Origin of the sequence: Photobacterium sp. GB-210 (genome assembly GCF_003026075.1) — a bacterium.
Taxonomy (GTDB): Bacteria; Pseudomonadota; Gammaproteobacteria; order Enterobacterales; family Vibrionaceae; genus Photobacterium.
This window is the reverse complement of record NZ_PYNU01000006.1, coordinates 45,399-68,793: the sequence shown is the minus strand read 5'-3', so window position 1 is coordinate 68,793 and position 23,395 is coordinate 45,399. Positions and strand designations below refer to the sequence as shown.

General features: G+C 38.2%; 22 protein-coding genes, 4 tRNA genes and 1 pseudogene. 16 read left to right on the top strand and 11 right to left on the bottom strand.

The window, feature by feature from the left end:
• Positions 1-6: 6 nt before the first annotated feature.
• The 3 genes from C9J38_RS10435 (at position 7) to C9J38_RS10425 (ending at position 761) form a co-directional block, all read left to right on the top strand.
• Positions 7-432 (top strand): hypothetical protein, encoded by a 426-nt coding sequence (locus C9J38_RS10435; protein WP_107207028.1) that lies wholly within the window; start codon positions 7-9, stop codon positions 430-432.
• Between the two features lie 121 nt (positions 433-553).
• Positions 554-644 (top strand) — tRNA-Ser (locus C9J38_RS10430).
• 40 nt (positions 645-684) lie between these two features.
• Positions 685-761, top strand: a tRNA-Asp gene (locus C9J38_RS10425).
• A 289-nt stretch (positions 762-1,050) separates the two neighbouring features.
• On the opposite strand, the gene C9J38_RS10420 is transcribed toward C9J38_RS10425, so the two are convergent.
• From C9J38_RS10420 to C9J38_RS10410, 3 genes are all read right to left on the bottom strand, one after another.
• Positions 1,051-1,674: a glutathione S-transferase family protein gene (locus tag C9J38_RS10420; protein ID WP_107207027.1), complete on the bottom strand. Its 624-nt coding sequence runs from the start codon at positions 1,672-1,674 to the stop codon at positions 1,051-1,053.
• A 22-nt stretch (positions 1,675-1,696) separates the two neighbouring features.
• Positions 1,697-2,716, bottom strand: a complete 1,020-nt coding sequence (locus C9J38_RS10415; RefSeq protein WP_107207026.1) for an NADP-dependent oxidoreductase — start codon at positions 2,714-2,716, stop codon at positions 1,697-1,699.
• 142 nt (positions 2,717-2,858) lie between these two features.
• Complete coding sequence (locus C9J38_RS10410; RefSeq protein ID WP_107207025.1) at positions 2,859-3,446, bottom strand: TetR/AcrR family transcriptional regulator; 588 nt, start codon at positions 3,444-3,446, stop codon at positions 2,859-2,861.
• 246 nt (positions 3,447-3,692) lie between these two features.
• Here C9J38_RS10410 and C9J38_RS10405 point away from each other — a divergent pair, with 246 nt between their 5' ends.
• From C9J38_RS10405 to C9J38_RS10395, 3 genes are all read left to right on the top strand, one after another.
• Positions 3,693-4,004 carry a hypothetical protein gene (locus tag C9J38_RS10405; protein WP_107207024.1) on the top strand — a complete coding sequence of 104 codons (312 nt, stop codon included), beginning with the start codon at positions 3,693-3,695 and terminating at the stop codon, positions 4,002-4,004.
• A gap of 72 nt (positions 4,005-4,076) precedes the next feature.
• On the top strand, positions 4,077-4,709 hold the full coding sequence (locus tag C9J38_RS10400) for an HD domain-containing protein (RefSeq protein WP_107207023.1): 633 nt from the start codon (positions 4,077-4,079) through the stop codon (positions 4,707-4,709).
• Between the two features lie 137 nt (positions 4,710-4,846).
• Positions 4,847-4,937: transfer RNA gene (locus tag C9J38_RS10395), tRNA-Ser, on the top strand.
• Between the two features lie 68 nt (positions 4,938-5,005).
• Here C9J38_RS10395 and C9J38_RS10390 read toward each other — a convergent pair.
• Positions 5,006-5,515 carry a hypothetical protein gene (locus tag C9J38_RS10390; protein WP_107207022.1) on the bottom strand — a complete coding sequence of 170 codons (510 nt, stop codon included), beginning with the start codon at positions 5,513-5,515 and terminating at the stop codon, positions 5,006-5,008.
• A 249-nt stretch (positions 5,516-5,764) separates the two neighbouring features.
• Here C9J38_RS10390 and C9J38_RS10385 point away from each other — a divergent pair.
• Positions 5,765-5,855: transfer RNA gene (locus tag C9J38_RS10385), tRNA-Ser, on the top strand.
• A gap of 233 nt (positions 5,856-6,088) precedes the next feature.
• On the opposite strand, the gene rpoS is transcribed toward C9J38_RS10385, so the two are convergent.
• A complete protein-coding gene (rpoS, locus tag C9J38_RS10380; RefSeq protein ID WP_107207021.1) occupies positions 6,089-6,949 on the bottom strand; it encodes an RNA polymerase sigma factor RpoS in 861 nt (286 codons plus the stop codon).
• A 294-nt stretch (positions 6,950-7,243) separates the two neighbouring features.
• On the opposite strand from rpoS, the gene C9J38_RS10375 reads away from it, so the two are divergent.
• A complete protein-coding gene (locus tag C9J38_RS10375; protein WP_107207020.1) occupies positions 7,244-7,618 on the top strand; it encodes a hypothetical protein in 375 nt (124 codons plus the stop codon).
• A gap of 17 nt (positions 7,619-7,635) precedes the next feature.
• Entirely contained in the window at positions 7,636-7,788 is a 153-nt protein-coding gene (locus C9J38_RS21770; RefSeq protein WP_158259278.1) for a hypothetical protein, read from the top strand.
• A gap of 45 nt (positions 7,789-7,833) precedes the next feature.
• On the opposite strand, the gene C9J38_RS10370 is transcribed toward C9J38_RS21770, so the two are convergent.
• Complete coding sequence (locus C9J38_RS10370; RefSeq protein WP_107207019.1) at positions 7,834-8,727, bottom strand: LysR substrate-binding domain-containing protein; 894 nt, start codon at positions 8,725-8,727, stop codon at positions 7,834-7,836.
• 172 nt (positions 8,728-8,899) lie between these two features.
• Between C9J38_RS10370 and C9J38_RS10365 the strand changes: the two genes are divergently transcribed.
• A complete protein-coding gene (locus C9J38_RS10365; protein WP_107207018.1) occupies positions 8,900-9,451 on the top strand; it encodes a YbhB/YbcL family Raf kinase inhibitor-like protein in 552 nt (183 codons plus the stop codon).
• 76 nt (positions 9,452-9,527) lie between these two features.
• Here C9J38_RS10365 and C9J38_RS10360 read toward each other — a convergent pair.
• Together C9J38_RS10360 and C9J38_RS10355 are read right to left on the bottom strand one after the other, a co-directional pair.
• Positions 9,528-9,896 (bottom strand): annotated as a pseudogene (locus C9J38_RS10360) (alanine dehydrogenase); the annotation flags it as partial.
• Between the two features lie 358 nt (positions 9,897-10,254).
• Positions 10,255-10,647 carry an H-NS family nucleoid-associated regulatory protein gene (locus tag C9J38_RS10355; RefSeq protein ID WP_107207017.1) on the bottom strand — a complete coding sequence of 131 codons (393 nt, stop codon included), beginning with the start codon at positions 10,645-10,647 and terminating at the stop codon, positions 10,255-10,257.
• Positions 10,648-11,596: 949 nt separating this feature from the next.
• Here C9J38_RS10355 and C9J38_RS10350 point away from each other — a divergent pair.
• The 5 genes from C9J38_RS10350 to C9J38_RS22015 all read left to right on the top strand — a co-directional run bounded on the left by C9J38_RS10350 (position 11,597) and on the right by C9J38_RS22015 (position 18,763).
• Positions 11,597-12,985, top strand: a complete 1,389-nt coding sequence (locus tag C9J38_RS10350) for a lytic polysaccharide monooxygenase (protein ID WP_107207016.1) — start codon at positions 11,597-11,599, stop codon at positions 12,983-12,985.
• A 723-nt stretch (positions 12,986-13,708) separates the two neighbouring features.
• Positions 13,709-15,619: a BCCT family transporter gene (locus C9J38_RS10345; protein ID WP_107207117.1), complete on the top strand. Its 1,911-nt coding sequence runs from the start codon at positions 13,709-13,711 to the stop codon at positions 15,617-15,619.
• A 175-nt stretch (positions 15,620-15,794) separates the two neighbouring features.
• Positions 15,795-16,148, top strand: a complete 354-nt coding sequence (locus C9J38_RS10340) for a putative quinol monooxygenase (RefSeq protein ID WP_107207015.1) — start codon at positions 15,795-15,797, stop codon at positions 16,146-16,148.
• Positions 16,149-16,233: 85 nt separating this feature from the next.
• Positions 16,234-16,509 (top strand): hypothetical protein, encoded by a 276-nt coding sequence (locus C9J38_RS10335; protein WP_107207014.1) that lies wholly within the window; start codon positions 16,234-16,236, stop codon positions 16,507-16,509.
• Positions 16,510-16,798: 289 nt separating this feature from the next.
• Positions 16,799-18,763: a chitinase gene (locus C9J38_RS22015; protein WP_233218496.1), complete on the top strand. Its 1,965-nt coding sequence runs from the start codon at positions 16,799-16,801 to the stop codon at positions 18,761-18,763.
• A gap of 95 nt (positions 18,764-18,858) precedes the next feature.
• Here C9J38_RS22015 and corA read toward each other — a convergent pair whose 3' ends face one another.
• A complete protein-coding gene (gene corA, locus C9J38_RS10325) occupies positions 18,859-19,809 on the bottom strand; it encodes a magnesium/cobalt transporter CorA (RefSeq protein WP_107207013.1) in 951 nt (316 codons plus the stop codon).
• Between the two features lie 554 nt (positions 19,810-20,363).
• The gene (locus C9J38_RS10320) at positions 20,364-21,407 is read right to left on the bottom strand and encodes a GMP reductase (RefSeq protein WP_107207012.1); all 1,044 of its coding nucleotides are present in this window, start codon (positions 21,405-21,407) and stop codon (positions 20,364-20,366) included.
• 410 nt (positions 21,408-21,817) lie between these two features.
• Between C9J38_RS10320 and C9J38_RS10310 the strand changes: the two genes are divergently transcribed.
• Positions 21,818-22,171, top strand: coding sequence for a hypothetical protein (locus tag C9J38_RS10310; RefSeq protein WP_107207010.1), 354 nt, complete (start codon positions 21,818-21,820; stop codon positions 22,169-22,171).
• A 67-nt stretch (positions 22,172-22,238) separates the two neighbouring features.
• Here C9J38_RS10310 and C9J38_RS10305 read toward each other — a convergent pair whose 3' ends face one another.
• Positions 22,239-23,252: an AraC family transcriptional regulator gene (locus C9J38_RS10305; RefSeq protein WP_107207009.1), complete on the bottom strand. Its 1,014-nt coding sequence runs from the start codon at positions 23,250-23,252 to the stop codon at positions 22,239-22,241.
• Positions 23,253-23,395 lie beyond the last annotated feature (143 nt).

The following is a 23,395-nucleotide window of genomic DNA, read 5'->3' as shown; positions in this document are numbered from 1 at the left end:
ATCGTTATGGAAAAGAGCAATCATTTACTATTCATTAGCTTATTTATGTTAACGAGCTGTAGTGCTAATGCCTATACATCTACAACGTTCACTAGTGGTGGTTTAGATTATGAAGTTATTGCGAGTGAACAAACTGCATTTAGTGCGACTCACTCTCAAGACAATAAAGTCACTAAAGGCGTAAAAGTTCAAAATGAAGACCTAAATATTAACGGGCTAGTGTCAGGTAGTATTATTTTAAAAACAATATTTTCTGATGCACTACCATTCGATGAGCCAGATATGTCTAAAAAGCGTCTTGGTGGTGGTATTTGGATAATTCAGTATCCTGAAGGCGCTGATTTAAGAAAAAAATTAAATTGGTTACAACAGCAGGATGGTGTTAAAAAAGCTGAAATAGAAGTAGTAAATAATCTTTTAAAACCTAATTGATTGTTTGAGGGCATAGAAGCGCGAGTAAATTATTAAAGTTGATTAAAACCTAGCCTGTTGAACGTTTTTTTTAATTAAACAGTTTACAGAAAGTAATAATCTACGTATTATTCGCGGCATTGGAGAGATGGCTGAGTGGTTGAAAGCACCGGTCTTGAAAACCGGCATACGTTTATAGCGTATCTAGGGTTCAAATCCCTATCTCTCCGCCATATTCTAGAAGTTCGATATTATCGGGTTTCATAAAGAATTGGAGCGGTAGTTCAGTTGGTTAGAATACCGGCCTGTCACGCCGGGGGTCGCGGGTTCGAGTCCCGTCCGCTCCGCCAATACAACGAAGCCTCGTCAGCAATGACGGGGCTTTTTTGTATCTAAAATTTGATTGTTGTTGGTATGTCTTGATGCACCTAGCCGAGGTTGAGAGTCCCGCTGGAATGCCAGTCCAACCTTCCGCCAACACAACGAAGCCCCGTCAGTAATGACGGGGCTTTTTGTATATAAAATCTATATTGTTATTGAAATGTGATGGCTTCTGTATGCAGAAAGCCAGCTATTCACACTGTAAATCAATAGTATAGTAAAAGCCAAACAACGACCTGTTTGGCTTTAGAGACTGGTTTATTCACCGTTATATTGTAATTCTAACGCTTGAGCGGTTTGGTAGCCTTGATGCTTTTGTAGCTGCTCTGCGTAACGTTGAATATTTGGAAACGCAGCTAATACGCCATAGTTACCAAGGATTTCAGTAATAAATGACATCATGAAATCGGCACCGGTTAAACGCTCTTCTACAAGATAAGTTTTATCCACTAACCGTTGATCAAAATATTGCATTACTTTCTGAGTTTCCATGTCAGCATAATCACCAAGGAAATTCATTTTTGCACCATCTTTGGTGACAAACATCTTTAAAAGTAACGGTAAAATGGCTGAACTTTCGGCAAAATGCAGCCATTGAATATAATCAATATAGGCTTGAGTGCCACGTTCAGGCATAAATTTACCGTTACCGTAAGTTTCAATTAAATATTCTGTGATAGCGCCTGATTCGGTAATGATCATTCCGTTATCTTCCAATACCGGTGATTTACCTAGTGGATGAACACTTTTAAGTTCTGGTGGCGCAAGAAATGTGACCTTGTCTCGGCAATAAGGTTGAATTTTATATTCAACACCTAGCTCTTCAAGTAGCCAGATAATACGCTTTGAACGAGATTGATTAAGATGGTGCAATATGATCATGATAAGTCCTTTTTAGGTTTAGTTAGCTAACTTTAACTACAACTTTGCCGAAGTTTTTACCTTCAAGTAAGCCAATAAAAGCGTGTGGAGCTTGCTCTAGGCCTTCGACTCTATCTTCACGGTAATGAATTTTTCCTTCAGCAAGCCATTGCGACATTTGTTGTGCAAATTCGTCATAACGGTGAGCATAATCGTCAAAGATAATGAAACCTTGCATCTTGATACGCTTAACCAGTAGTTGTCCCATTAACATATTCATACGATCTGGGCCGTCTGGAAGCGATGTTGCATTGTATTGAGAGATCAAGCCACAAAGCGGAATGCGTGCGCCTGTATTCAGTAGAGGAAGCACTGCATCAAAGACTTTACCGCCAACATTTTCATAATAAATATCAATGCCATCGGTACATGCATCTGCTAATTGTTGAGCAAAGTCAGCAGCATGGTGATCAATACATTCATCAAATCCTAATGTCTCTTTTGCGTATTGGCATTTTTCGTTACCACCTGCGATACCAACAACACGACAGCCTTTTATCTTACCAATTTGACCAACCATAGAGCCTACTGCGCCAGTTGCAGCAGCAACAACGATAGTGTCACCTTGCTTTGGTTGACCGATATCGAGTAGCCCCATGTATGCGGTAAAGCCTGGCATACCCATTACTCCTAATGCATAGGATGGGTGACTGGGATTCATTCCTAACTTTATTAATCCTTCACCATTTGAAACGGCATAATCTTGCCAACCAGAATACGCTAATACCCATTCACCCACTTGATAGTCAGGGTGGTGAGAAGCGGTTACTTGGCATACCGTGCCACCGACCATCACTTCATTAATACCGACAGGCTCAGCATAGGATTTTTTATCACTCATACGCCCACGCATATAAGGGTCGAGTGAGAGATAAACGGTTTTAAGTAGTAACTCGCCTTGTTGCGGGCTTGGGATCGTTGTTTCTGTTAAATGAAAATTTTCAGGAGTTGGTGCGCCTACAGGACGAGAGGCTAATAGTAGTTGGCGATTAGTGGCTGTCATTGCTGATTTCCTTTTTTCAATTAGACCAGTCGTCTAGTTGGTGTTTCAAAAAATCCCGCCTTATCGCATCGTTAATGTGTAGATAGGCGGGCATTATCTTTTCAATACTGCGGTTTATCACTATTACGTGTCTTGTCGATAATCATTTTGGTTGCAGTAGTGATTGTGTTGTTTTTAATGCTTGCTGTAATCCTGATAAATCGTGACTTAGTTTGTTGAGTAAACTTGCTCCAAGCCATAAATTATAAAGAGTTTGGGCGGTTACATGGCTGTCGCAGTTAGCGATTGAGCCATCTTTTATTCCTCTTTCTATTGTTTTGGCGATTAAAGCGACAACACTATCTGCTCCTTGCTTTAATGCTTCTCGCATAGGCTCGGAGAGATCGGAGACTTCTGCACTGAGCTTTACCACCAAACATTTATTGGCATTACAGATGCCGTTTTCAACTTTGATCCATAGCTTGAAATACTCATTGAGTTGTTCAAAGCCTGTGCCTTGCTCGCTTTTTAATACCAGAGCGACACGTTGTAAATAATGATGAAAATAAGAGTGGATCAATGCTTCACCAAATTGCTCTTTAGATTTGAAATAATGATAAAAAGAGCCTTTAGGTACTTCTGCCGCACTTAATAATTGCGATAAACCAACACTCGTAAATCCTTTCGTGACCACTAGCTGGTAACCAACATTAAGAATGTGCTGCCGTGTATCAATTGTTTTTTCGTTCATGAAGTCACTATAGAATAAATTAGACCAGTCGTCTAGTGCTTGGGTTTGAATGATTTTACTATAAATTAGCTTAAGAGTAATGATTTGATGTTTGATACTCTATTTTTAAGTTAGCTCTGCTAAGACTGGTCACCCACTTACTGTGGGGGGATTTGTTTTATTGTGTGTAAAACAAGATTATGAAACTATAACGATCTTCAAGTAGAACGCTTTTCTGCTTATTTTATTGGTTAAAAAGGTTAAGTGATGGATTTTCAAAATTACTACGAGATCATTATAGAAGTACTGGTTGATAATTTTGATTTAGACGATGGCGAATACTATGGCGAGGTCATCTTAACGGATGAGCTTTATCAAACAAGCTGCGATATCGCTAAACAGTTTGATGTTGGTTTTAATGACGAACATACCGCACTGGCTGTACTTGAAATGTCTAAGCAAGCAGGTGTAGAGCCAAATACATTCTCAGTATCATCAGCCGCTGTTGGTTGTGTTGTTGATTACTTAGAAGATAACTTCGTTGTCGAATTCGATGATGAAGAGTTTGACGAAGAGTAATGCTCGTCGCATAAAGAAATATAACTATTGAAGCCGACATGATGTCGGCTTTTGATTATCGGAGGCGATGATATGCATCTCAAGACATTAGAATCAATATTAACGACAGAGCTTGAGCTGTTAAATAGTGCAGATGCAGCGCATGATAAAGCGCATGTTTTACGTGTGGTGAAAGTAGCAAAACAGCTTGCTAAGCAAGAGCAAGCACGATTAAACATTACTCTTGCTGCGGCCTATTTACATGACTGTGTTGCCGTTGCTAAAAATGATCCTCGAAGAAAACAAGCTTCAACACTTGCAGCTAATAAAGCGATCGAATTTTTATCAGACAAAAAGTTACTCGTTGACCATCATGATGAGATTCATCATGCGATTGTGGCGCATAGCTTTAGTGCTGATATTAAACCGTTAACATTGGAAGCAAAAATTGTTCAAGATGCTGATAGATTAGATGCACTTGGCGCGATAGGTTTAACACGGTGTATTCAGGTTGGCACATCTTTAGGTCGACCATTGTATGCTCTTGACGATCCTTTTTGTCAAAACCGACAACCTGATGACACGAGTTACACCCTAGATCACTTTTATATTAAGTTACTTGGTTTAGCTGACACCATGCAAACAGATGCTGCGAAGATTGAAGCGGTTAAACGGATCGAGTTTATGAAAAGTTATCTCTTGCAGTTAGAGTCAGAGATAGGGTGAGATAGTACAAAGAATAAGCATTTATGCTGTGTTTGATCTTGCTGAAAGAGTAAATAGTAAGATAACGCTGTAATAGTAACCACTTAATTTAGATGGGTATTTACATCTACATATTATCTCCGTATTATTCGCGCCATGGAGAGATGGCTGAGTGGTTGAAAGCACCGGTCTTGAAAACCGGCATACGTTTATAGCGTATCTAGGGTTCAAATCCCTATCTCTCCGCCATATTTTAAGCCTCGTCAGCAATGACGGGGCTTTTTTGCATCTGAAATTTAAACTGTGAGTTCGCTTCTTTAGCATTGAGTATATTGACTAATAAAATCAGCTTGCGCCATTGCCATAATTGAAGCTGTTAAACGTAGAGCTGCGTTGATTGCATCATCCGATTCATTCAATGATCGTAATAATTCAACATGTCCATCTAGACAACTATAACCTTGGTTTACCATACATGCCGCAATGCAAGCATAGTAGTAAGCAGTTTCATCATCGATATCTAAACTATGTAATGGTTTGAGCTCTAACGCATTAGTTTGTTTGATATTGGATAAATGTAAGTTTTGAATTGCCATATAGTAGTTATTTGTCATGGCCATACGCATGACAGCGTGATTAATATCGGCGAATTGTAAGCTATTAATATCACCGACTTGCTGTTTGATACGTTGTAGCACGGTACTATTTTGTGTCGCGAGTGCTGCTGCATAAGCAATATATTGAATTCGGTTATTCGCAAGTAGCGATTGTCGAGAAATGAGTGAGTGAAGTAAATCAGAATGATCAAAAGTAGTGTCAGTTGGCATAGCAATGCTTCCTTTTACGCTAACAAAATGTGCAAGATAACTGCACGAATGCATTTAATGATATTCCCTTCATTCAGTGACGCAATTGCCAGTTATGCAGCATTACTGTGTAGAAATGATCAGAATAGTTGATGAATAACGTTGGGATAGGTAAGTGATTTAGAGAAGTAGAGGCTTTTGTCTCTTTATTACGCAGTCAAACGGCTACTGATTTACATAACTAAAAATAGCGAGTAGTATTTGCAGCATGGAGAGATGGCTGAGTGGTTGAAAGCACCGGTCTTGAAAACCGGCATACGTTTATAGCGTATCTAGGGTTCAAATCCCTATCTCTCCGCCACATTTTAAACCTCGCCAGAAATGACGAGGTTTTTTTATATCAAAATAGAATTGATGATTATCAATAATCCCCGAAGAGTGAACAAACAAGCTTCAAGAGTCGTAAGATATTTGGCCTAAAAGATTATTGCTGTTTGAATGAAATCGTGTGATTGCAAGTTTATATTTATTTTTAGAAAAGAGTTGTAGCAGAATGCTATAAAATAGAACCATAAACACACTTATTTTATTTTTTTAAGTTATATTTGAAAATAAAATATCTAAATCATAATTTTCTCGTGCTAGTGAACGTTTTAAACTACTTAAGGATTTTATTTGAAGTTGACGTATACGTTCTCTTGTTAGTCCAACAGCATCGGCAACTTCTTGTAATGTATGCGGTTCGTAGCCCATCAGGCCATAACGACGACAGATGATCTCCTTATCTCTTGCATTCATTCTATTTAGTATCAAGTTCGTGATTTTTACCATGTCATCATTATCGACCTCTGCACTCGGTGATGTTATTTGTTCATCCGCCACTAAATAAGCAATGGTGTGTGATTGTTCAGTATCACCAATGGTTTGATCGAGTGAAATAACATTGACTTCATTAGAGAATAAGGCTGATATTTCTTTACTTTCTTTATTGAGTGCTTGCGCAATATCTTCGTGAGTAGGTTCATTATTATTTCGCTTCATTAGCTCACGATGAGTACGAATTAATGTGTTGATTTCTTTAGAAATATGGACTGGTAAACGTATAGTTCTGTTTTGATTGTGAATAGCACGTTCGATGGTTTGTTTAATCCACCATGAAGCATAAGTAGAGAAACGAAACCCTTTTTCTGGATCGAATTTTTCAACGGCAGTCATTAAACCAATGTTACCTTCATCGATAAGATCACTTAATGAGAGATTAGAAGCACGATATTTTTTTGCAATGCTAACGACAAGCCTTAAATTAGATTCAATAAGAATTTTTTTTGAAGCAAGATCGCCAGTTAAAGACTTACGGCTATATTGAATTTCATCATCTTTATTAAGTAAAGGTTTATTTGAAATATCATTAAGATATAGGCGTATTACATCCACTTCAAAACTTGTCGTTTCCATTTTATTCATCCTTAATAAATAAATGCAGGGGTGCAATCAATCCGTGAACACCTTGTTGATTATATAAATATAAATATAAATGTTAATAAAAAGCAAACATTAATTGTAACATTTATGTAATATTAATGTAATATTCTGTTGGGTGTGGTAAATTTATAAATTTATTGGCTTCATATCTAAATTAAACAATCAATAAACGTAATGTTATTTTTACACTGCTCTTTTTTTGTTGTTTATATATCGTGTTGGTATATATCGTTGTACTATATAAAAAATATATATGAGTTTGTAAATATGTCATCATTAGTTAAAAATGTGTCTCTATCAATCGCACTGTTATCTTCTTTATGTTTTTCTTATGCTAATGCAGCTGAGATATCTGGTAATTCGATTGTGGTTCAATCCTGTATTGATAACCAAAATTTTGATGAGCAAGGCTTGATTCATTGCTATCAACAAGCTGAAGCAACAGCAAAAGATCAAGTTTATAATTTATCAAGTCAAGGTGAGCATTATAAAAGTGCTATCGATAGCCAATGTCAAAAGTTACAAGTAAAACTTAATACAGATACAACAATGATTAAATCTGACAAAGAAGCTAAAATAGCGGCTTGTTATGCTAATGGCTGGTCTCGTGCACGTGATACAGTGTTAAATGAAAAATACTAGTCGAATGGTTGGGGATTATGCGACATTTATCTGACTATCAACAACAGATAGACGTGATTGTTCAAGAGCATTCAGGAAGTCTTGAACAATCACTAGAATCATTACAGCGATTGCTAGATGCTATCGCTGATGATAGGGCATTAACAGATAGTCAATTAAAACAGGATTAAGTTGCTTTAAGAATAAACGGATGAAGATACAATGATCATCCGTTTTTATTTGGTTTTAGATAGTTGCAAAATAGAATTGTATAACAAAACTGTTGATGGGTTATTTTTATTATCTTGAGGACACACGAGATAATAAGTTGGCATTTTATCATTAATGTAAGTGATGTTGAGTCGTTCAACCAAGGTGCCATCATTAAGTTGCTTTTGGACTAAGATTCTATTTACAAAAGCGATGCCTAAACCGTTACAAGCCGCCTCTATGGCTTGAATTGAGTTTTGGAAAAAAACTTTATTCTGATTTCTGTTCGGTTTGATCTTCATATTATGTAAAACAAGATCCCATTGAATTAGACGATTAGTCGTTTCTATCAATGTGATTTCACTGAGTAGTTGCTCTGTGAGTTTTACTTTAGATGAAGGAATATAATCAGGAGTGCAGACTGCAACCATCTTTTCTTTAAATAAGACATCATATTCATGTTGCTCTGGTGGCTTTAATCCATATCGAATCGCAATGTCTATATTCTCTTTGCCAAAATCGAGCGTTTCTAATGTATCAATAAAATTGAGCGAGATCCCTTGCTGAGATAACTGTCGAATATTAATGAGTGGCAAAAGCCATTTATTTAATAACGCAGGTGGTATCGCAACGGTTAACTTTTGATTTTTTTTAGAGATACCGAGATCGGCCGTTGCTTGTTCTAGTTCATTTAAAATTATTGTTGTTCGACTAAAGTAACGAAGACCTGCATTAGTGAGAGTAATACTGCGGTTATGTCGCTGAAATAATTTTTGTTCTATAAAATCTTCAAGTGTGCTTATTTGATGACTAACAGCCCCTGGCGTTACATATAATTCTTCTGCGGCTAGTTTAAAGCTTTGTAGTCTTGCAGCGGCTTCAAAATAGACAATGGCTTTTATTGGTGGGATGACCCGCATTGGTATACCTTCAAGTTATTTTTTCTAAGTTCACAAAATATTATTATCGATTTGTAGTATTTATTTTTTGTGCATATAATTCAAAACGAACAAAAAGTGTTTGGCAGTATACCAATTTAGAATAACATTATGCTGTTAAATCGTTATTAATCTATAATGATGAGTACTAACAATGAAGATCAAACAAGTAGTAGCAGCTGTACTTCTAGCAGTTCCTGCATTTATGTCGCAAGCGATGGTGCTAACGAGCCACGATATTACTAATGATAAAACATTACAAAATCAGCAACTGTTTAACCAATGGGGTTGTACAGGCAAGAATGTATCACCACAATTAACATGGAAAGATGTTCCTGCTGGAACAAAAAGCTTCGCTGTTACGATGTATGATCCTGATGCACCAACAGGTAGTGGTTGGTGGCATTGGAGTGTTATTAACATTCCTGCTGATGTACATAGTTTAGCTGCGGGCGCGGGTGCTGTTGGCGGTAAAGAATTACCAAAAGGCGCAAGTATGGTAACGAATGATTTTGGCTTTAAAGGTTTTGGTGGTGCATGTCCTCCGCCAAACTCAAAACCGCATAATTATGAAATTACAGTGTATGCATTAAATACGGCGAATATTAAATTACCAGAGAATGCATCACCAGCATTAGCAGGCTATAACATTCTTGCTCATGTTATTGGTAAAGCTGTGCTTGTTGCGCCAACGAATGCACGTTAATTGAAATTAGATGAAAAAGCCACTTACCTAAACTATCAATCGTTTTTGTAAGTGGCTTTTTGTTAAGTATTTTTTCATTTACGACGTTTTTACAGGTAATGTTGCCGTGATATATATTTAATCCATTACGTAGATGTTTATCTGTGAGAAGTGCTTGTTTATAATCTTTATATGCTAATGCAAGAATATAAGGCAGTGTTGCGTTATTTAAAGCAATGGCACCTGGCATATTGGCAATACAATAATGTAAGTGGGATCATCATGTGTTGTTGGGTGTGATGTTTCTACACAGCCACTTTGGTCAATAGCAACATCTACAATAGCAGTTCCAGGCTTCATTTTTCTATCATTGCTTTTGTGAACAGTTTAGGTGCTGCTACGCCTGCAATAAGACCCCTCCAATAACAAGATCAGCTCTTATTACATGATCTTCTATAGTGAACTCGTTGCATATTTTGTATTGATTTCACTATCAAATTGTATACTCCCAAGCAATATGAAAATAACCTGCGATTACATGGGGTTAGTTTCTTAGAATGTAAAGTCGTGAAAGAATTTGCAACTTAAGCTCACTTAGGCATAACAGTATCTATGTGCCTCCATATCATTATAACGTAACATTCTGAGTTCATTTGTCTTTTGTATTATTATAAATATCTATTGCTGTTATTAGAGTGGTACTAGAGATCAATAATAAAATGAGCAACACAGAAAGATAAGTAGAGGAGAGGCGTTAACGGTGAATATAAGGAATGAGTAAAAGTCGCTATTTACTAGCGACTTTTTTACTTAATGTCACGAAATTAAATTTCGAACTCAGAAAGTTGTGCGCCATTATCTAGCAGTTGTTGCAGTGCTTTTGGAGTACGGCCTTGGCCTGTCCATGTTTTTTCTTCGCCGTTTTCATCTGTAAACTTATATTTAGCAGGGCGAGCAGCACGTTTTTTCTTTGCTTTAGGTGCATCACCTAAAAGGGCAACAAGCTCTTCGGCAGTAATACCTTCAGCTTCAAGCATGTCTCGGTATTTTTGAAGCTTAGCTTCTTGCTCTTTGTTTATAGCATTTGCTGCTTCTTCTTCCTCACGTCGTTCTTCAACAACTTGAGTGAATTTTTGTAGGCCTTCTTGAAGATCTGCAACTGACATTTCACGTGCTTGTGCACGCAATGAACGTAGGTTTAAAAGAATATCAATCATGTAATTTGATTCTGAAATAAAAAGAAGTATTAGATCCTATTGTACTTAAGTTTTTAAATAAGGCACGAAAAATAAAGCGATATATTTGAAACTAAATCTCATTTTTAAAAAATTAATAAAATAGAAATGCCGCAATTAAAAATATAGAAATGAAACATTCTAAATATAGAATGCTATTTTATCTAAAGTGCTAAAATGACGGAGTGTAAGCATAAAAAATCGTTTTTTGAACAATGTTCAGGAATTCCAATATGAGCATTTATTCACTGCAATTATTATCGGCTCACTCGTTTTATCTCATTTGTTGTTGCGTAGATAGAAGGTAGAAGTTGCTATTAAATACCAAATGAAAATGAAATGGTAATACAAATCAATATCATTAAGTGTGTGGTTTTGACCTGTACTCTTACTATAGACGTTGTAAATGATTTTTTACCTGTAGTGTTGGAAATACCTTAATAATTTAATGTTTAAAATAAAACTGACGATTAAATAGTAGGTAGATTGTAATCTTAAATATTTTTCAATTATCGACTGTCGATATATTGACATATTTGCAGCTGATTTTTTGACGTGGCAATAATATATTCTTATTTTTAATTTTTTTATTTTAATAATGGTGATGTGTGATGTTTATTTTTAAATATATATCAATTTAACATTTTTAAATGTAACAAAAAGTATTGTTTCAACGCATCTGTGATGTAATTATTTCTTTTAAAACAATTGGTTGGGTTGTTGTTGTTTGTGGTTTTATCGTATTGATTAATTTTGTTTATTATACGTTTTTTGTTCTATGCATTATAAAATGCAGCAGCGGATGGAATGAGTTCTTTGCGCTTTCACTGTATAAAAATAACCATAAAAATGGATTAAAACAGTGGTTATAGAATAGTGTTCTAAATTTTAAATAAAACTTAGGTCACGACACATTTATTGAGAGAAAATAATGTCATCTAAATTAAAAAAACTATCTTTATCTGTAGCATTTGCTCTAGCTAATATAGCTGCAATTGGTGCTGCAAATGCTCACGGTTGGGCTGAGTTCCCAAGTGCTCGTCAAAACACGTGTTATAACGATGGTGGTTTTTGGTCAAATGCGATCCCTAACGCAGCGTGTAAAGCATCGTACGAAAAATCAGGTGTAGAGGCATTCATTCAACGTAATGAAGTGGCATCTTTGAATCCTAATTACAATGATATCAATACGGTTAAAGCGAACATTAAAGATGGTCAACTTTGTGCCGCGGGTATGCCTGGTAAAACGGGTCTAGATATCCCACATAAAGATTGGCAAAAAACGGAAATCGTTCTTGATGCAAACGGTGAGTTCGATTTCGTGTGGACAGCAACAGCACCACATAACCCATCGTTCTGGGAATTTTACCTGACGAAACCCGGTCACGATTTTTCACAACCTTTAAACTGGGATGATCTAGAACTTGTTCATACGGCAGGTAATGTGATGCCAAGTGATGGCTCACCTTACAAAACGTATAACTTTAAAGTGAAGCTTCCAAAGGATCGTTCAGGTGATGCAGTACTTTACACTCGCTGGCAGCGTATTGATCCAGTGGGTGAAGGTTTCTACAACTGTAGTGATATTATCATTAAGCAGTCTGGTAATGGTGGTGAAGTGACGCCTCCACCAGTTGTTGGTGGTGATATGAACGCAATTCCAGGTTACTTTGTACCTGCGGGTTACCAAGTACCAGCTGAAGGTGACATTGTCCGTTTCCGTCTAATGGCACCAGTAACGGGTGCAGAAGTGTTTGATCACCGTTTAGTGATCACTGCTGCTAACCAAGCTACATGGGTAGAAACACTAGCATCTGAGATTAATGCTCTAGATTCAGAAAAGCTTATTGTAGGTGTATGGAACCAAACTTCAGGTCAATACGAATTTAATGACTCTAATATTCATGCAAACCAAGTATGGGTATCAGAGAAAGATTACGCTTTTGCTGTTAGTACGATTAAAGCACTAGAGCCACTACCACCAGTTCCACCTGTTGATCCTGAAGAGCCAGAAACAGAAGTGCCTGAAGGTAGCTGGAGCAAAACGGCTGTTTATAACGATGGTGATGTGGTAACTCACCTAGGTAAGACATGGAAAGCTGGTTGGTACACTAAAGGCGAAGAGCCAAGCAAAGCAGATGTGTGGAAACAAGTACTCGCTGAAGGTGAAAAACCAGAACTGGGAGCTTGGTCTTCTTCTAGAGTTTACAACGAGAATGACGTTGTAACTCACAACGGCTCAAGTTGGAAAGCTGGTTGGTACACTAAAGGCGAAGAGCCAGGAACAACGGGTGATTGGGGTGTTTGGCGTAAGCTGTAACCTTAACTAAAAGAGAAGCCTATATCTACTGGATATAGGCTTTTTTCTATTCGATAAGTTAGAACTTATGAGTTCGTCAGATATTTTGTCGGCAAGAATAGCAAGAAGTTTTGATCGCGCTCTATCTAAAAAGCTATCTAACATTATGCTCTATTATTGAAAGCCAATATGAGAGTAAGCAAAACTACCCAATGTTGTTGCACAAAAACACAGATAAAATTGTTCAGTATTCTGCTTTTAAAGATCCAAGAATAAAAGGATTTGATCTTGCTCGATATAAATTTAAGCAGCCCAAAAAGTAAGGTGAAAGTAAATACTTATCAATGACCTCATTATTTGATTTAGCTTAATCATCATTTATAAAGTGAAGCCCGAATAGGGCTTCGCTTTTTTTTTAGGGATATTTATGATCTGGTTCGATATAAAGTATGAATAGGTTGTTAATAGCTACTTATCAGAGTGAATATTTTTGAAAGAGAGGGGGAGATGTGAAAAGGAAAGTAAGAGCTCTCAATTGTATCAAAATGTTAATTCAGTAACGTGTTACCGTCTGTTTTTTAATATATATGCGGATTAGTGCTCAGAAAATGAATAAAAACAGAATCGATAAAAAAAACTTATAACCTCAATTAAGTTTTCTGTTTGTGTTGTTGTTGTTAAAAGATGAACATTAGTTTTACTTTTATGGACTATGTGTAGCAGTAAGGAAACATAGTGAACACAATACAAAAAAACTTTAAGTTGATCGATAAGCCAACATTCTTTGGCGCACTCGCAATGTTGATCTCGGTGGTTGTTCCACTGATCCTTTTCCCTAAAGAAGGGGCTATCTGGATTGCGACAGCAAAAACATTCATGACAGATAAACTCGGTTTCTTATACCTAGCGTTAGGTTTAGCTGCTGTATTCTTTATGGTTTACATTATCTTCTCTGATATAGGCCAAATTAAATTGGGTGATGCAGACGAAGAGCCTGAATTTAAAACTGCATCATGGGCTGCAATGCTATTTTGTGGTGGTATTGGTGCAAGTATCCTTTATTGGGGTGCTATTGAGTGGGCTTACTACTACCAAAGTCCGCCTTTCCAATTAACACCAGGAAGTGAAGAAGCGGTACGTTGGGCTGCGACCTACGGTGTATTCCACTGGGGACCTGTTGCGTGGGCTATCTACCTTGTACCGGCTGTGCCAATTGCTTATTTCTTCTATGTTCGTAAGCAGCCTGTCTTAAAAGTTTCTGCAGCGCTAATGCCTGTTATTGGTGAAGCACGTAGCTACGGTTGGACAGGTAAAGTTATCGATGTTCTTTTTATTTTTGGTTTACTAGGTGGTGGTGCAACAACATTAGGTTTAGCCGCACCTCTTATTACTGAAGGTTCAAACTACCTGTTCGGCACACCAAAAAATACAGAAACACAAATTTTCGTACTACTGATTTGTACTTTAATTTTTGGTTACTCAGCATATGCGGGTATGGAAAAAGGCATCAAGATCCTAAGTAATATCAACTTCTGGGGTGCGCTTGGCTTACTTGCGTTTATCTTGGCTGTTGGTCCTACTATTTTCATGCTGGAAACAGGCTTAGATTCACTAGGTCGTATGCTGTCTAATTTCTTTGTGATGGCAACATGGGCAGAGCCATTTGGCGGCTACGGTTCATTTGAAGACACGCACTTCCCACAAGATTGGACAATCTTCTACTGGGCATGGTGGTTAGTGTTTGCACCAAGTATGGGTCTGTTTATCGCACGTATCTCTCGTGGTCGTACGATCAAGCAAATGGTAGCGGGTTCTATCTTCTTCGGTTCAATGGGCTGTTTCCTATTCTTCATGGTACTGGGTAACTATGGTTTATCGCTACAGCTATCGGGTCAGTTAGATGTGGTGTCGATCCTGAATGCTGAAGGTGCAACAAAAGCGATCTTCTCTATCCTAGAACAACTGCCATTTAGCACATTAGTTATCGCTGTATTTACTGGATTATGTTTAATCTTTACAGCGACAACGTTTGACTCAATCTCGTACATTCTGGCCTCTGTTGTACAAAACGACGTAACAGAAGAGCCAATGCGATGGAACCGTCTGTTCTGGGCTTTCGCAATGTCATTTATGCCATCGGTATTGATGTTCATGGGCGGCTTAGCAACATTGCAAACTGCGGCGATTGTAGGTGGCTTACCATTACTGTTCATTACTGTAATGCTAATGATTTCAGCAGTTAAAGCTGCAACATTAGACTTGAGTCACCAAGAAGGCTACGAAGATCCTGTTATTAACATCGAAGATTTACCTGATGTTGATCCATGGTCAAAAGAAGGCATGGCGTTAGCGAAGTTTGAGCAATTGAAAGATGTTGCGATTGAAGCGGCAGATGCTGAGCGTGATGCACTGAATGCAATCTGGAAAATTAAGAAAACAATTCGAGCTGAAGCATTAGCCCGTGGTGATAGTGGCGCGGATATGGGTGAGGTTCCTGCTGAATTAGCAGAAGAGTTACACCGCCTAACCACAGAAGCGATGGCAGCGAAAGAAACCAAGCTTGAAGCATCAGCACAAGCACAGGAAGCACGTGTTGTTTTCAATGAGTTGATGAAAGAGAGAGAACAAGCAGCAATAACTGAAGCAACCGCTTAATAACTAACGTTATTGCATTCATAAAGCGATCCTTAGGGGTCGCTTTTTTTATTTTACTTGCATTGAGATAACAAAATAAAAATATCAAAGAAGTAACAAGTATCTTTGTAAACATTGATACGTTAAAGTTTTGACTTACCGATACGCAAAACATAGCACAAGAAGGGGAATGATAATGACAAGCCGAGTCTATGTACTTGCTCAATTTAAACCAAAAGCAGGGAAAGAAGCTGAATTATTTGATGTGCTAAAAGCATTAGAGCCGGATTCATACCGTGAAGAAGGTTGTATTCAATATATGTTGACGCGTCAGATTGATCACCCTAGTGCAACTCGAAATGATTACCCGATTGTTTTTAATGAAATCTGGCAAGATGCTGAATCGTGGGCCGCTCATGGTCGACGTAAACAAATCCAACATTTCTTTAATAGCCAAGTTAAAGATCCAGCAGGGTTAGTCGAAGATGCCATTGTTACCGCTTACAGTGATGAAGGTTACGATTATGATGCGCCGTGTTTTGATGTCTAGATAGAGGTCATGTTTTTTGAATGTTAAAGATGCCCTGATAATGTTGATATTACAGGGCATATTTTGATTAGAACGGTATTTTAAAATGCGAAAAATAGATAAAAAAATAGATAACACCATTATTTCGGCCTTAACGGATGTTTGCCATATTGCCCAACAAAGCCAGTCAGGTTTTCAATGGTTAACACACAATGTTAATTATCAATCTTTTCCAGATAGTTTAACGGTTACGTGCGTTTATGAGATTGAGCCGACCGATACGGTTAAAAATGAGATGCGTTTATTAGTAGCAGATAAACTCGCTGAAATTGGTATTGTTTTAAAAGATAACCATCGTAAAATTTTATTTGCGAATAAATAGCCGCAGTAATGGTGTTATTGGATGATGTATAGCGTCATAAATTTGGCACAGGTTGCAACTTTGATGTAATTATTGATAGCTCTCTTGTTATTTTGTCTTACCACTTGTGTTATTTCTCTAAAAATTGTGGGTTTGGTTGCGATGTAAAAATGCGCTCGCAATACTGAAAAAGTATATCCACGATAAAATAACAAGTTGAGAAATAGAGGTTGAGGGTTTAAACATAGCTCTCATTATTCATCATCATTTATTTTGTCATCTTGTAAACTTCCAAATCAAGGATGATAAAATGCTGAGAATTAAACCAGCAAATAAAGTCGCTTCAATTGCTTTATACCTATCAGCTGCAATAGGGCTATTTGCCACCCATGTTTCTGCTAAAGAAATCCCTTTTGAGCTTGGTGTTACGAAAGTCACTAATGGCGATATTGTCTCTTTTAAAGGGGAATGTTACACCGCAAAAAATAACCCGGGAACGTGGGAAGCACCAAAATCAGGTTCATGGTTTTGGGTGCCGGTAATCTGCTCAAGTGATACCGTTGAACCGCCTGTCGCGCCTCCTGTTGTCGAACTTCCTGTTACTGAGCCACCCGTCATAGACCCAGAGCTACCAACAACAGACATACCTTCTGATATTACCACTTTTGTGTTAGGTGAAACTCGTGTAGCTAATGGTGATATTGTTTCTTATCAACGACAGTGTTTTATTGCGCAAAATAACCCTGGGGTATGGGAAGCACCAAAAGCCAGTTCATGGTTCTGGGCTCAAACAAGTTGTGGCACTGTTGAGCCACCAATTACTTGTGAGTTACCTGAAGTATTAATTGAAAATCAATGTGTGATACCGCCTGTTGAATGTCCTGATGGCAGCAACGCAGCAACGGTAGATGAGTGTCCAGTTGCTCCGCCTGTGGTGTGTTCTGATGGAAATTCTGCTGATTCTGTTGAGTTTTGTCCGCCAGAAAAAGTGGTCTGTGAAGATGGTAGCCAAGTTGATGATATTGCACAGTGCCCTGTCATACCTGTGACGTGTCCTGATGGCACAACTGCAACTAAGGTTGAAGATTGCCCGGCTATTGATATACCAACAACCATGACAGTAACCTCTGATGGTAACGGAGGATACTTAATTCCACGTGCTGAGTTTATTGCAATTGAACAAAGCCTAACCAGTGGTGAGTTATTCGATCGAGTACGTTCAGATACTGTAACGTTAGATAACGTATCAGTAGAAGCGGTATTACCATTGCGTGCAGCGAATCCTGAAAACGTAAAACGAGCAGAGTCGATTGTAAATGAAGCATTATGGGAGTTCTTGTTCCCGATCCGCAATCAAGCTTATACCTATAATCGTTTCCTTCAAGCGATTGCAAAATTCCCTGCGTTTTGCCGTACCTATAATGATGGTCGAGACTCTTTAGCGATCTGTAAGCGTTCACTTGCCACTATGTTTGCTCATTTTGTACAAGAAACGGGGGCTCATGCGCCAAACTGGGAAGGAGCATTAGGTAATCCTGAGTGGCGTCAAGGTTTGTATTATGTGCGTGAAATTAACAAGTCAGAAAGTGATACCACAGGCCCTTACAATAAATGTACTGGGTGGGCTGGTGATCGCTGGCCTTGTGCAAATAAGAGTTACTTTGGACGTGGAGCAAAACAGTTAAGTTGGAACTATAACTACGGACCTTTCTCTGAGGCTATGTTTGACGACAAAATGGTGCTGTTAGAAAAACCAGAGCTGGTGGCTGATACATGGTTAAATCTTGCGTCTGCAGTTTTCTTTTATGTCTATCCACAACCACCAAAGCCGAGTATGTTACATGTTATTGATGGTACGTGGCAGCCAAATGCAGCAGACAAAGCCAACGGTATTGAGCATGGCTTTGGCGCCACGATTCAAATCATTAACGGTGCCTTTGAATGTACGAAAGGATCGACAACACCACAAGCTAAAGCGCGTATTGCTTATTATAAAGAAATCACTAATTACTTAAATCTTGATATCTCAGGCGAGAAGTTAGATTGCGCTGATATGAAACCGTTTAATACGAGCGGTGCAGGAGCACTAGAAGTGTACTGGGACAAAGATTGGAGCTGGGATGCGAATACTCCAAGTAATGCTAGCTTCAAATGTAAGTTAGTGGGTTATCAAACCGCTTACAGTGCATGGAATGCTGGCGATTACGAGCTGTGTGTTGAAGATAATTTCAATGTACAGGCAACGGGCGTGAATGGTGACATTATTCCTAATTAATTAGGATCCAAAAGTAAATAACAAAGCCCACAGTGATGATGAATTTCAGCTGTGGGCTTTTTCTTTATAGCAAGAAGACGCTATAAAAAGGGATATTATAACCAACCTTTACGTTTAAAGTAGAGGTAAGGTGCAAAACCTGCCAGTAGCATGAGCAATAGCGCATAAGGATAACCGAGCTCCCAATGAAGTTCAGGCATAAACTTAAAGTTCATACCATAGCTAGATGCAACTAATGTTGGCGGAAGAAAAATTACTGATACCACCGAAAATATTTTAATAATTCGGTTTTGCTCAATATTAATGAAACCCATAGCCGCATCCATCAGGAAGTTAACCTTTTGGAATAAAGATTCATTGTAGGGCAATAGAGATTCAATATCGCGTAATACTTCGCGTGCTTGCTCTAACTCACTTGCTGGTAAACGCGCTTTTCTTACTAAAAAGCTTAGTGCGCGCTGAGTATCCATAAGACATAAACGAATCTTCCATCCTGCATCTTCTTGCTCTGCAAGACTAGATAAGGCTTTGTCAAAATGCTCACCCGGTTTACCACCTAAAATGACCTTACCAATTGACTCTAACGCGCTGTAAATGTCTTCAATAACATCAGCCAGTTGCTCAATTTTTGTTTCAAATAGATCTAACAGCAACTCATAAGCACTACCTTGTTGTAAATGTTGAGTACGTGCTCGCATTCGGTAAAGACGAAATGCAGGTAATTCACGCTCACGTAAGGTAAATAAGCGACCATCACGGATGGTAAAAGCCACTGTTGAGTTAGTGGCATAATCTTCAGCATCCTCATAATAGAAGAAAGAGTGAATATGAAGACCGTCTTCATCTTCAAAAAAGCGCGCACTAGCCTCAATATCTTCTAGTTCAGGGCGAGTTGCTAACTCTTGACCTAGTTCTATTTGAACGCGATCTCGTTCTTCTTCATTGGGTTCGATAAGATCAACCCATAATGCTGATGAGATTGGATCTTTATCTTCTAAATTCAAACGTTGTAAACGGAAATCGTTCAATTTAAATGCGTTTAGCATGTTTATATCTCCGCGAATGGTGATGATATTAACAACACATTAAAACACAATTTGAAGCAAGATAAACAGAGCTTCTACCAATACAAACTGGTGGAATAAGATTTAAACAAAAGCAACGAACAATAGGGCTGCGTATGCTGACAGTTAAACGTTGTCAACTCACACGCAAAAGCAGGGGAGGACAGATTAACGAGGAAAAATATTATTCCAGTATCGACTGGGAGTGTTCAAAGTGGTGTCCTCTCAAATGATGGTGTGCGCATGTTACGCTTGAGCTCATAGAACATCAACTAGCGCTATTGCAACATTAGATTTGCCCTAAGATAAGTTAGGTAAATGGCTCATTCAGCGTTGATTCAGGAAAGTTATTGTGAGCAGATAGCTGCTAGGACGGTTGTGGTTGTGTTATTTAGAGAGGCGTCTTCTCTACTAACGCGAGGAGTATTAATGAGTAACTATGGGAAAGAATAAAGCCTTCTTCAAACACGGAAGTCGCGAAGAAAAAGGCTATATCAAATTATGACTTTCTATTTTTTAAATATAAAATCAATAACTTACTCTTTACCGTAAACGTTGTTTTCTTGCTCTTGTACTCGAATAAATGTCGTACGCTTAGTTAGCTCTTTAAGCTGCGCAGCACCGACATAAGTACATGTTGAGCGAACACCACCCATAATATCTTGGATTGTATTTTCAACAGGGCCACGGTAAGGAAGCAGTACAGTTTTACCTTCTGCTGCACGGTATTTCGCCACGCCACCTGAGTGCTTGTCCATTGCACTTTGGCTAGACATACCGTAGAACTTCATAAATGTTTTGCCATCTTGCTCGATAAGTTCGCCGCCGCTTTCATCGTGCGCCGCTAACATACCACCAAGCATAACGAAATCAGCACCGCCACCAAATGCTTTTGATACGTCGCCAGCACATGAACAACCACCGTCACCAATGATACGGCCACCTAGGCCGTGCGCAGCATCTGCACACTCAATAATAGCGGATAGTTGAGGGTAGCCGACACCCGTTTTCACACGTGTTGTACATACTGAACCTGGGCCAATACCCACTTTAACAATATCAGCACCTGCAAGAATCAGTTCCTCAACCATATCACCTGTTACAACGTTACCAGCACTGATCACTTTATCTGGGAATGCCGCACGTACTTTTTCAACATACTCAACAAGGTGTTCAGAGTAGCCATTAGCAATATCAATACAAATGAAGATTAAATCATCTGTCATAGCCATGATGTCTTTGGTTTTTTGGAAATCAGCGTCAGAAGTGCCAGTAGAAACCATGGCATTATTCAGAACAGAAGCGTCGTTGCTGTTAATAAAGTCAGCCCATTGCTCTACCGTATAGTGTTTATGAACTGCTGTCATCACATTGTGTTTTGATAAGGATTTAACCATTTCAAAGCTACCAACAGAGTCCATGTTTGCAGCAATAATGGGTACGCCAGACCATTGACGACCACTATGTTTGAATGTAAAATCGCGGGTTAATTCAACTTGAGAGCGACTTTTTAAGGTTGAACGTTTTGGACGAAACAGTACATCTTTAAAGCCCAATTTCAAGTCTTGTTCGATACGCATGGTTATTCCTTAAACTTATCTTATCGAATGCTGCTCAACGAAATCGTTACTGGCAGGTAAACATTTTCGCCTAGTGAGCAGGCACAAAAAAACCGGAGCGTTGTCAGACGCTCCGGTTTTCAACATTATAGGAAGCAAATTTTCAAAAACAAGCCTGTAAATGTAAATAAATGTGTATTTGTGACGATAAATGAAGATAAAACTAGCCTGATTTACTATCAAAGTAATACTTTTTATAAACTTTTCGCTTCCATTCTTGGTAAATCCTTGCATAATTTCCTGCGTAGTTTGTACTGATAAAAATAAAATTTGAAATAATTCGTATCTTTAAAATGAGAAGCTATTCTTAAAAGGTGGCCAGTTTGTAAAGCTATCTTTTTCTACGAAGGGTTGTGGGAAGGTTTAATTTGTTGAAGAAAAGAAAGGTAAGGAAAATTTTTCCTCTCGATTTTTACGGGGAAGATGGAAGTTGGCGTTTCATCATTCGGGCAGAGCAGCCTGAAGAGATCATTGATGCAATGTATTGGCGTGCTTATATTTCTTGTCATCGTAAAGATTTTGATTTGTTGCATATGGCGTGCGATAAATTTAACTACAAATATAACTACTCATCATCTGATTCTTCTGAAATACACTATGGTTTAGGCGGAACACCGTTGCGTGTCAATATGATGGGGCCTATCGTGTTGATGTCGACAATCCGAGATAAAGTGATTAACGTTACAGCCGATGGCACGGATATAACTGCACAAGCTGTCGCTTAAATTAATGATTAAAATTGAAAAAAGCGTTAAATAACTGAGTTATTTAACGCTTTTTTGTATCTGCTATTTATGATTTTTGTTTTTCTAGTAAACGCTGCTGATATTGTATTGGTGTTACCCCTCGATTTCTTTGAAAGGCTTTGTTAAAGCTTTGGACATTTTTATAACTTAAATTTGCCGCGATCTCTGTTATGGGCAGCCCGCGTTGCATGTACTTTATTGCAATGTTACATAATACATAGTTAGTGGTATCGGTGAATGTCCAGCCAAAGCGGTGCAATCGTCGTTGCAGCTGTTGCTTTGATAAGTCTAAACGTTGTGCAATAAAATCGAGATTAGGGTACTGGTAGTAGCGTGAATAATTGATCAACTCAAACATTAATTTTGCGGTATCAGTCGGTTGTGGCATGTTTAAAAAATCATCAAGTTGTAAATTTGACATTAACATGGGTTTTTTGAATTTAAGCACACGATTATCGACATGCTCTAATACTGACATAGGCAGCCAAACTTGGGTTGAATGTGCGTTCCAGCGAATAGGGCATTGAAAATAATCATTGATAGCTGAGTTGTGGGTTTCAGTGGCATTTAGTTGGATCTTTAATGGAGTGAAGTCGTCACCCAAATACTCACGAATTGTTTGAACAAATAAGATAGCTACCCGCAAATTATCATGCAGCCCTCCTCGTCCTTTAGAGTAAGGGTTGTGATAAGTCCATTTTAAGATATTGCCCGAGAGTTCGCTGTGGTATGACGCACCACTTTGCAAGCATGATAAGCCATAGTTGATTCGTCTCAGTGCTAATGGCAAATCGGGGCAACTTAAATACCATTCTCCTAATCCTCCCATTTGTTCAAATGTTATCTCTTTAGCCAGCTTTACCATATAAGCGGAGTCATCGGTGAGTTGTTCAATACGTTCTAACCAAGCCAAATAATCATTAAAAGGGAGCAGCGACATGCTTTCTTTAAGCAATAAATCTGGCACTTCAAGGTGGCTGAATGAAAGGTCGTAATGCTTTATGAGTGCACTATTGAGAGGCTTGATAAATAAGGTTCTTATAAAAGCAATATCTAACATGTTAGCAGACCGACAAAAAGTATGTAATGGATAGAATATATCAAATAGTAGTAATAAATGATGCTTTCAGCCCGTTTTTATTTCTCGATACACAAAATTACTCACAATGAACTCAATTAATAACGCTAATCCGTTAAATAAGA

Bases quoted from the DNA above. Each gene is read 5' to 3' on its own strand.
- C9J38_RS10435 (WP_107207028.1), top strand. From the start codon at position 7: ATGGAAAAGAGCAATCATTTACTATTCATTAGCTTATTTATGTTAACG.
- C9J38_RS10420 (WP_107207027.1), bottom strand. From the start codon at position 1,674: ATGATCATATTGCACCATCTTAATCAATCTCGTTCAAAGCGTATTATC.
- C9J38_RS10415 (WP_107207026.1), bottom strand. From the start codon at position 2,716: ATGACAGCCACTAATCGCCAACTACTATTAGCCTCTCGTCCTGTAGGC.
- C9J38_RS10410 (WP_107207025.1), bottom strand. From the start codon at position 3,446: ATGAACGAAAAAACAATTGATACACGGCAGCACATTCTTAATGTTGGT.
- C9J38_RS10405 (WP_107207024.1), top strand. From the start codon at position 3,693: ATGGATTTTCAAAATTACTACGAGATCATTATAGAAGTACTGGTTGAT.
- C9J38_RS10400 (WP_107207023.1), top strand. From the start codon at position 4,077: ATGCATCTCAAGACATTAGAATCAATATTAACGACAGAGCTTGAGCTG.
- C9J38_RS10390 (WP_107207022.1), bottom strand. From the start codon at position 5,515: ATGCCAACTGACACTACTTTTGATCATTCTGATTTACTTCACTCACTC.
- rpoS (WP_107207021.1), bottom strand. From the start codon at position 6,949: ATGGAAACGACAAGTTTTGAAGTGGATGTAATACGCCTATATCTTAAT.
- C9J38_RS10375 (WP_107207020.1), top strand. From the start codon at position 7,244: ATGTCATCATTAGTTAAAAATGTGTCTCTATCAATCGCACTGTTATCT.
- C9J38_RS21770 (WP_158259278.1), top strand. From the start codon at position 7,636: ATGCGACATTTATCTGACTATCAACAACAGATAGACGTGATTGTTCAA.
- C9J38_RS10370 (WP_107207019.1), bottom strand. From the start codon at position 8,727: ATGCGGGTCATCCCACCAATAAAAGCCATTGTCTATTTTGAAGCCGCT.
- C9J38_RS10365 (WP_107207018.1), top strand. From the start codon at position 8,900: ATGAAGATCAAACAAGTAGTAGCAGCTGTACTTCTAGCAGTTCCTGCA.
- C9J38_RS10355 (WP_107207017.1), bottom strand. From the start codon at position 10,647: ATGATTGATATTCTTTTAAACCTACGTTCATTGCGTGCACAAGCACGT.
- C9J38_RS10350 (WP_107207016.1), top strand. From the start codon at position 11,597: ATGTCATCTAAATTAAAAAAACTATCTTTATCTGTAGCATTTGCTCTA.
- C9J38_RS10340 (WP_107207015.1), top strand. From the start codon at position 15,795: ATGACAAGCCGAGTCTATGTACTTGCTCAATTTAAACCAAAAGCAGGG.
- C9J38_RS10335 (WP_107207014.1), top strand. From the start codon at position 16,234: ATGCGAAAAATAGATAAAAAAATAGATAACACCATTATTTCGGCCTTA.
- C9J38_RS22015 (WP_233218496.1), top strand. From the start codon at position 16,799: ATGCTGAGAATTAAACCAGCAAATAAAGTCGCTTCAATTGCTTTATAC.
- corA (WP_107207013.1), bottom strand. From the start codon at position 19,809: ATGCTAAACGCATTTAAATTGAACGATTTCCGTTTACAACGTTTGAAT.
- C9J38_RS10320 (WP_107207012.1), bottom strand. From the start codon at position 21,407: ATGCGTATCGAACAAGACTTGAAATTGGGCTTTAAAGATGTACTGTTT.
- C9J38_RS10305 (WP_107207009.1), bottom strand. From the start codon at position 23,252: ATGTTAGATATTGCTTTTATAAGAACCTTATTTATCAAGCCTCTCAAT.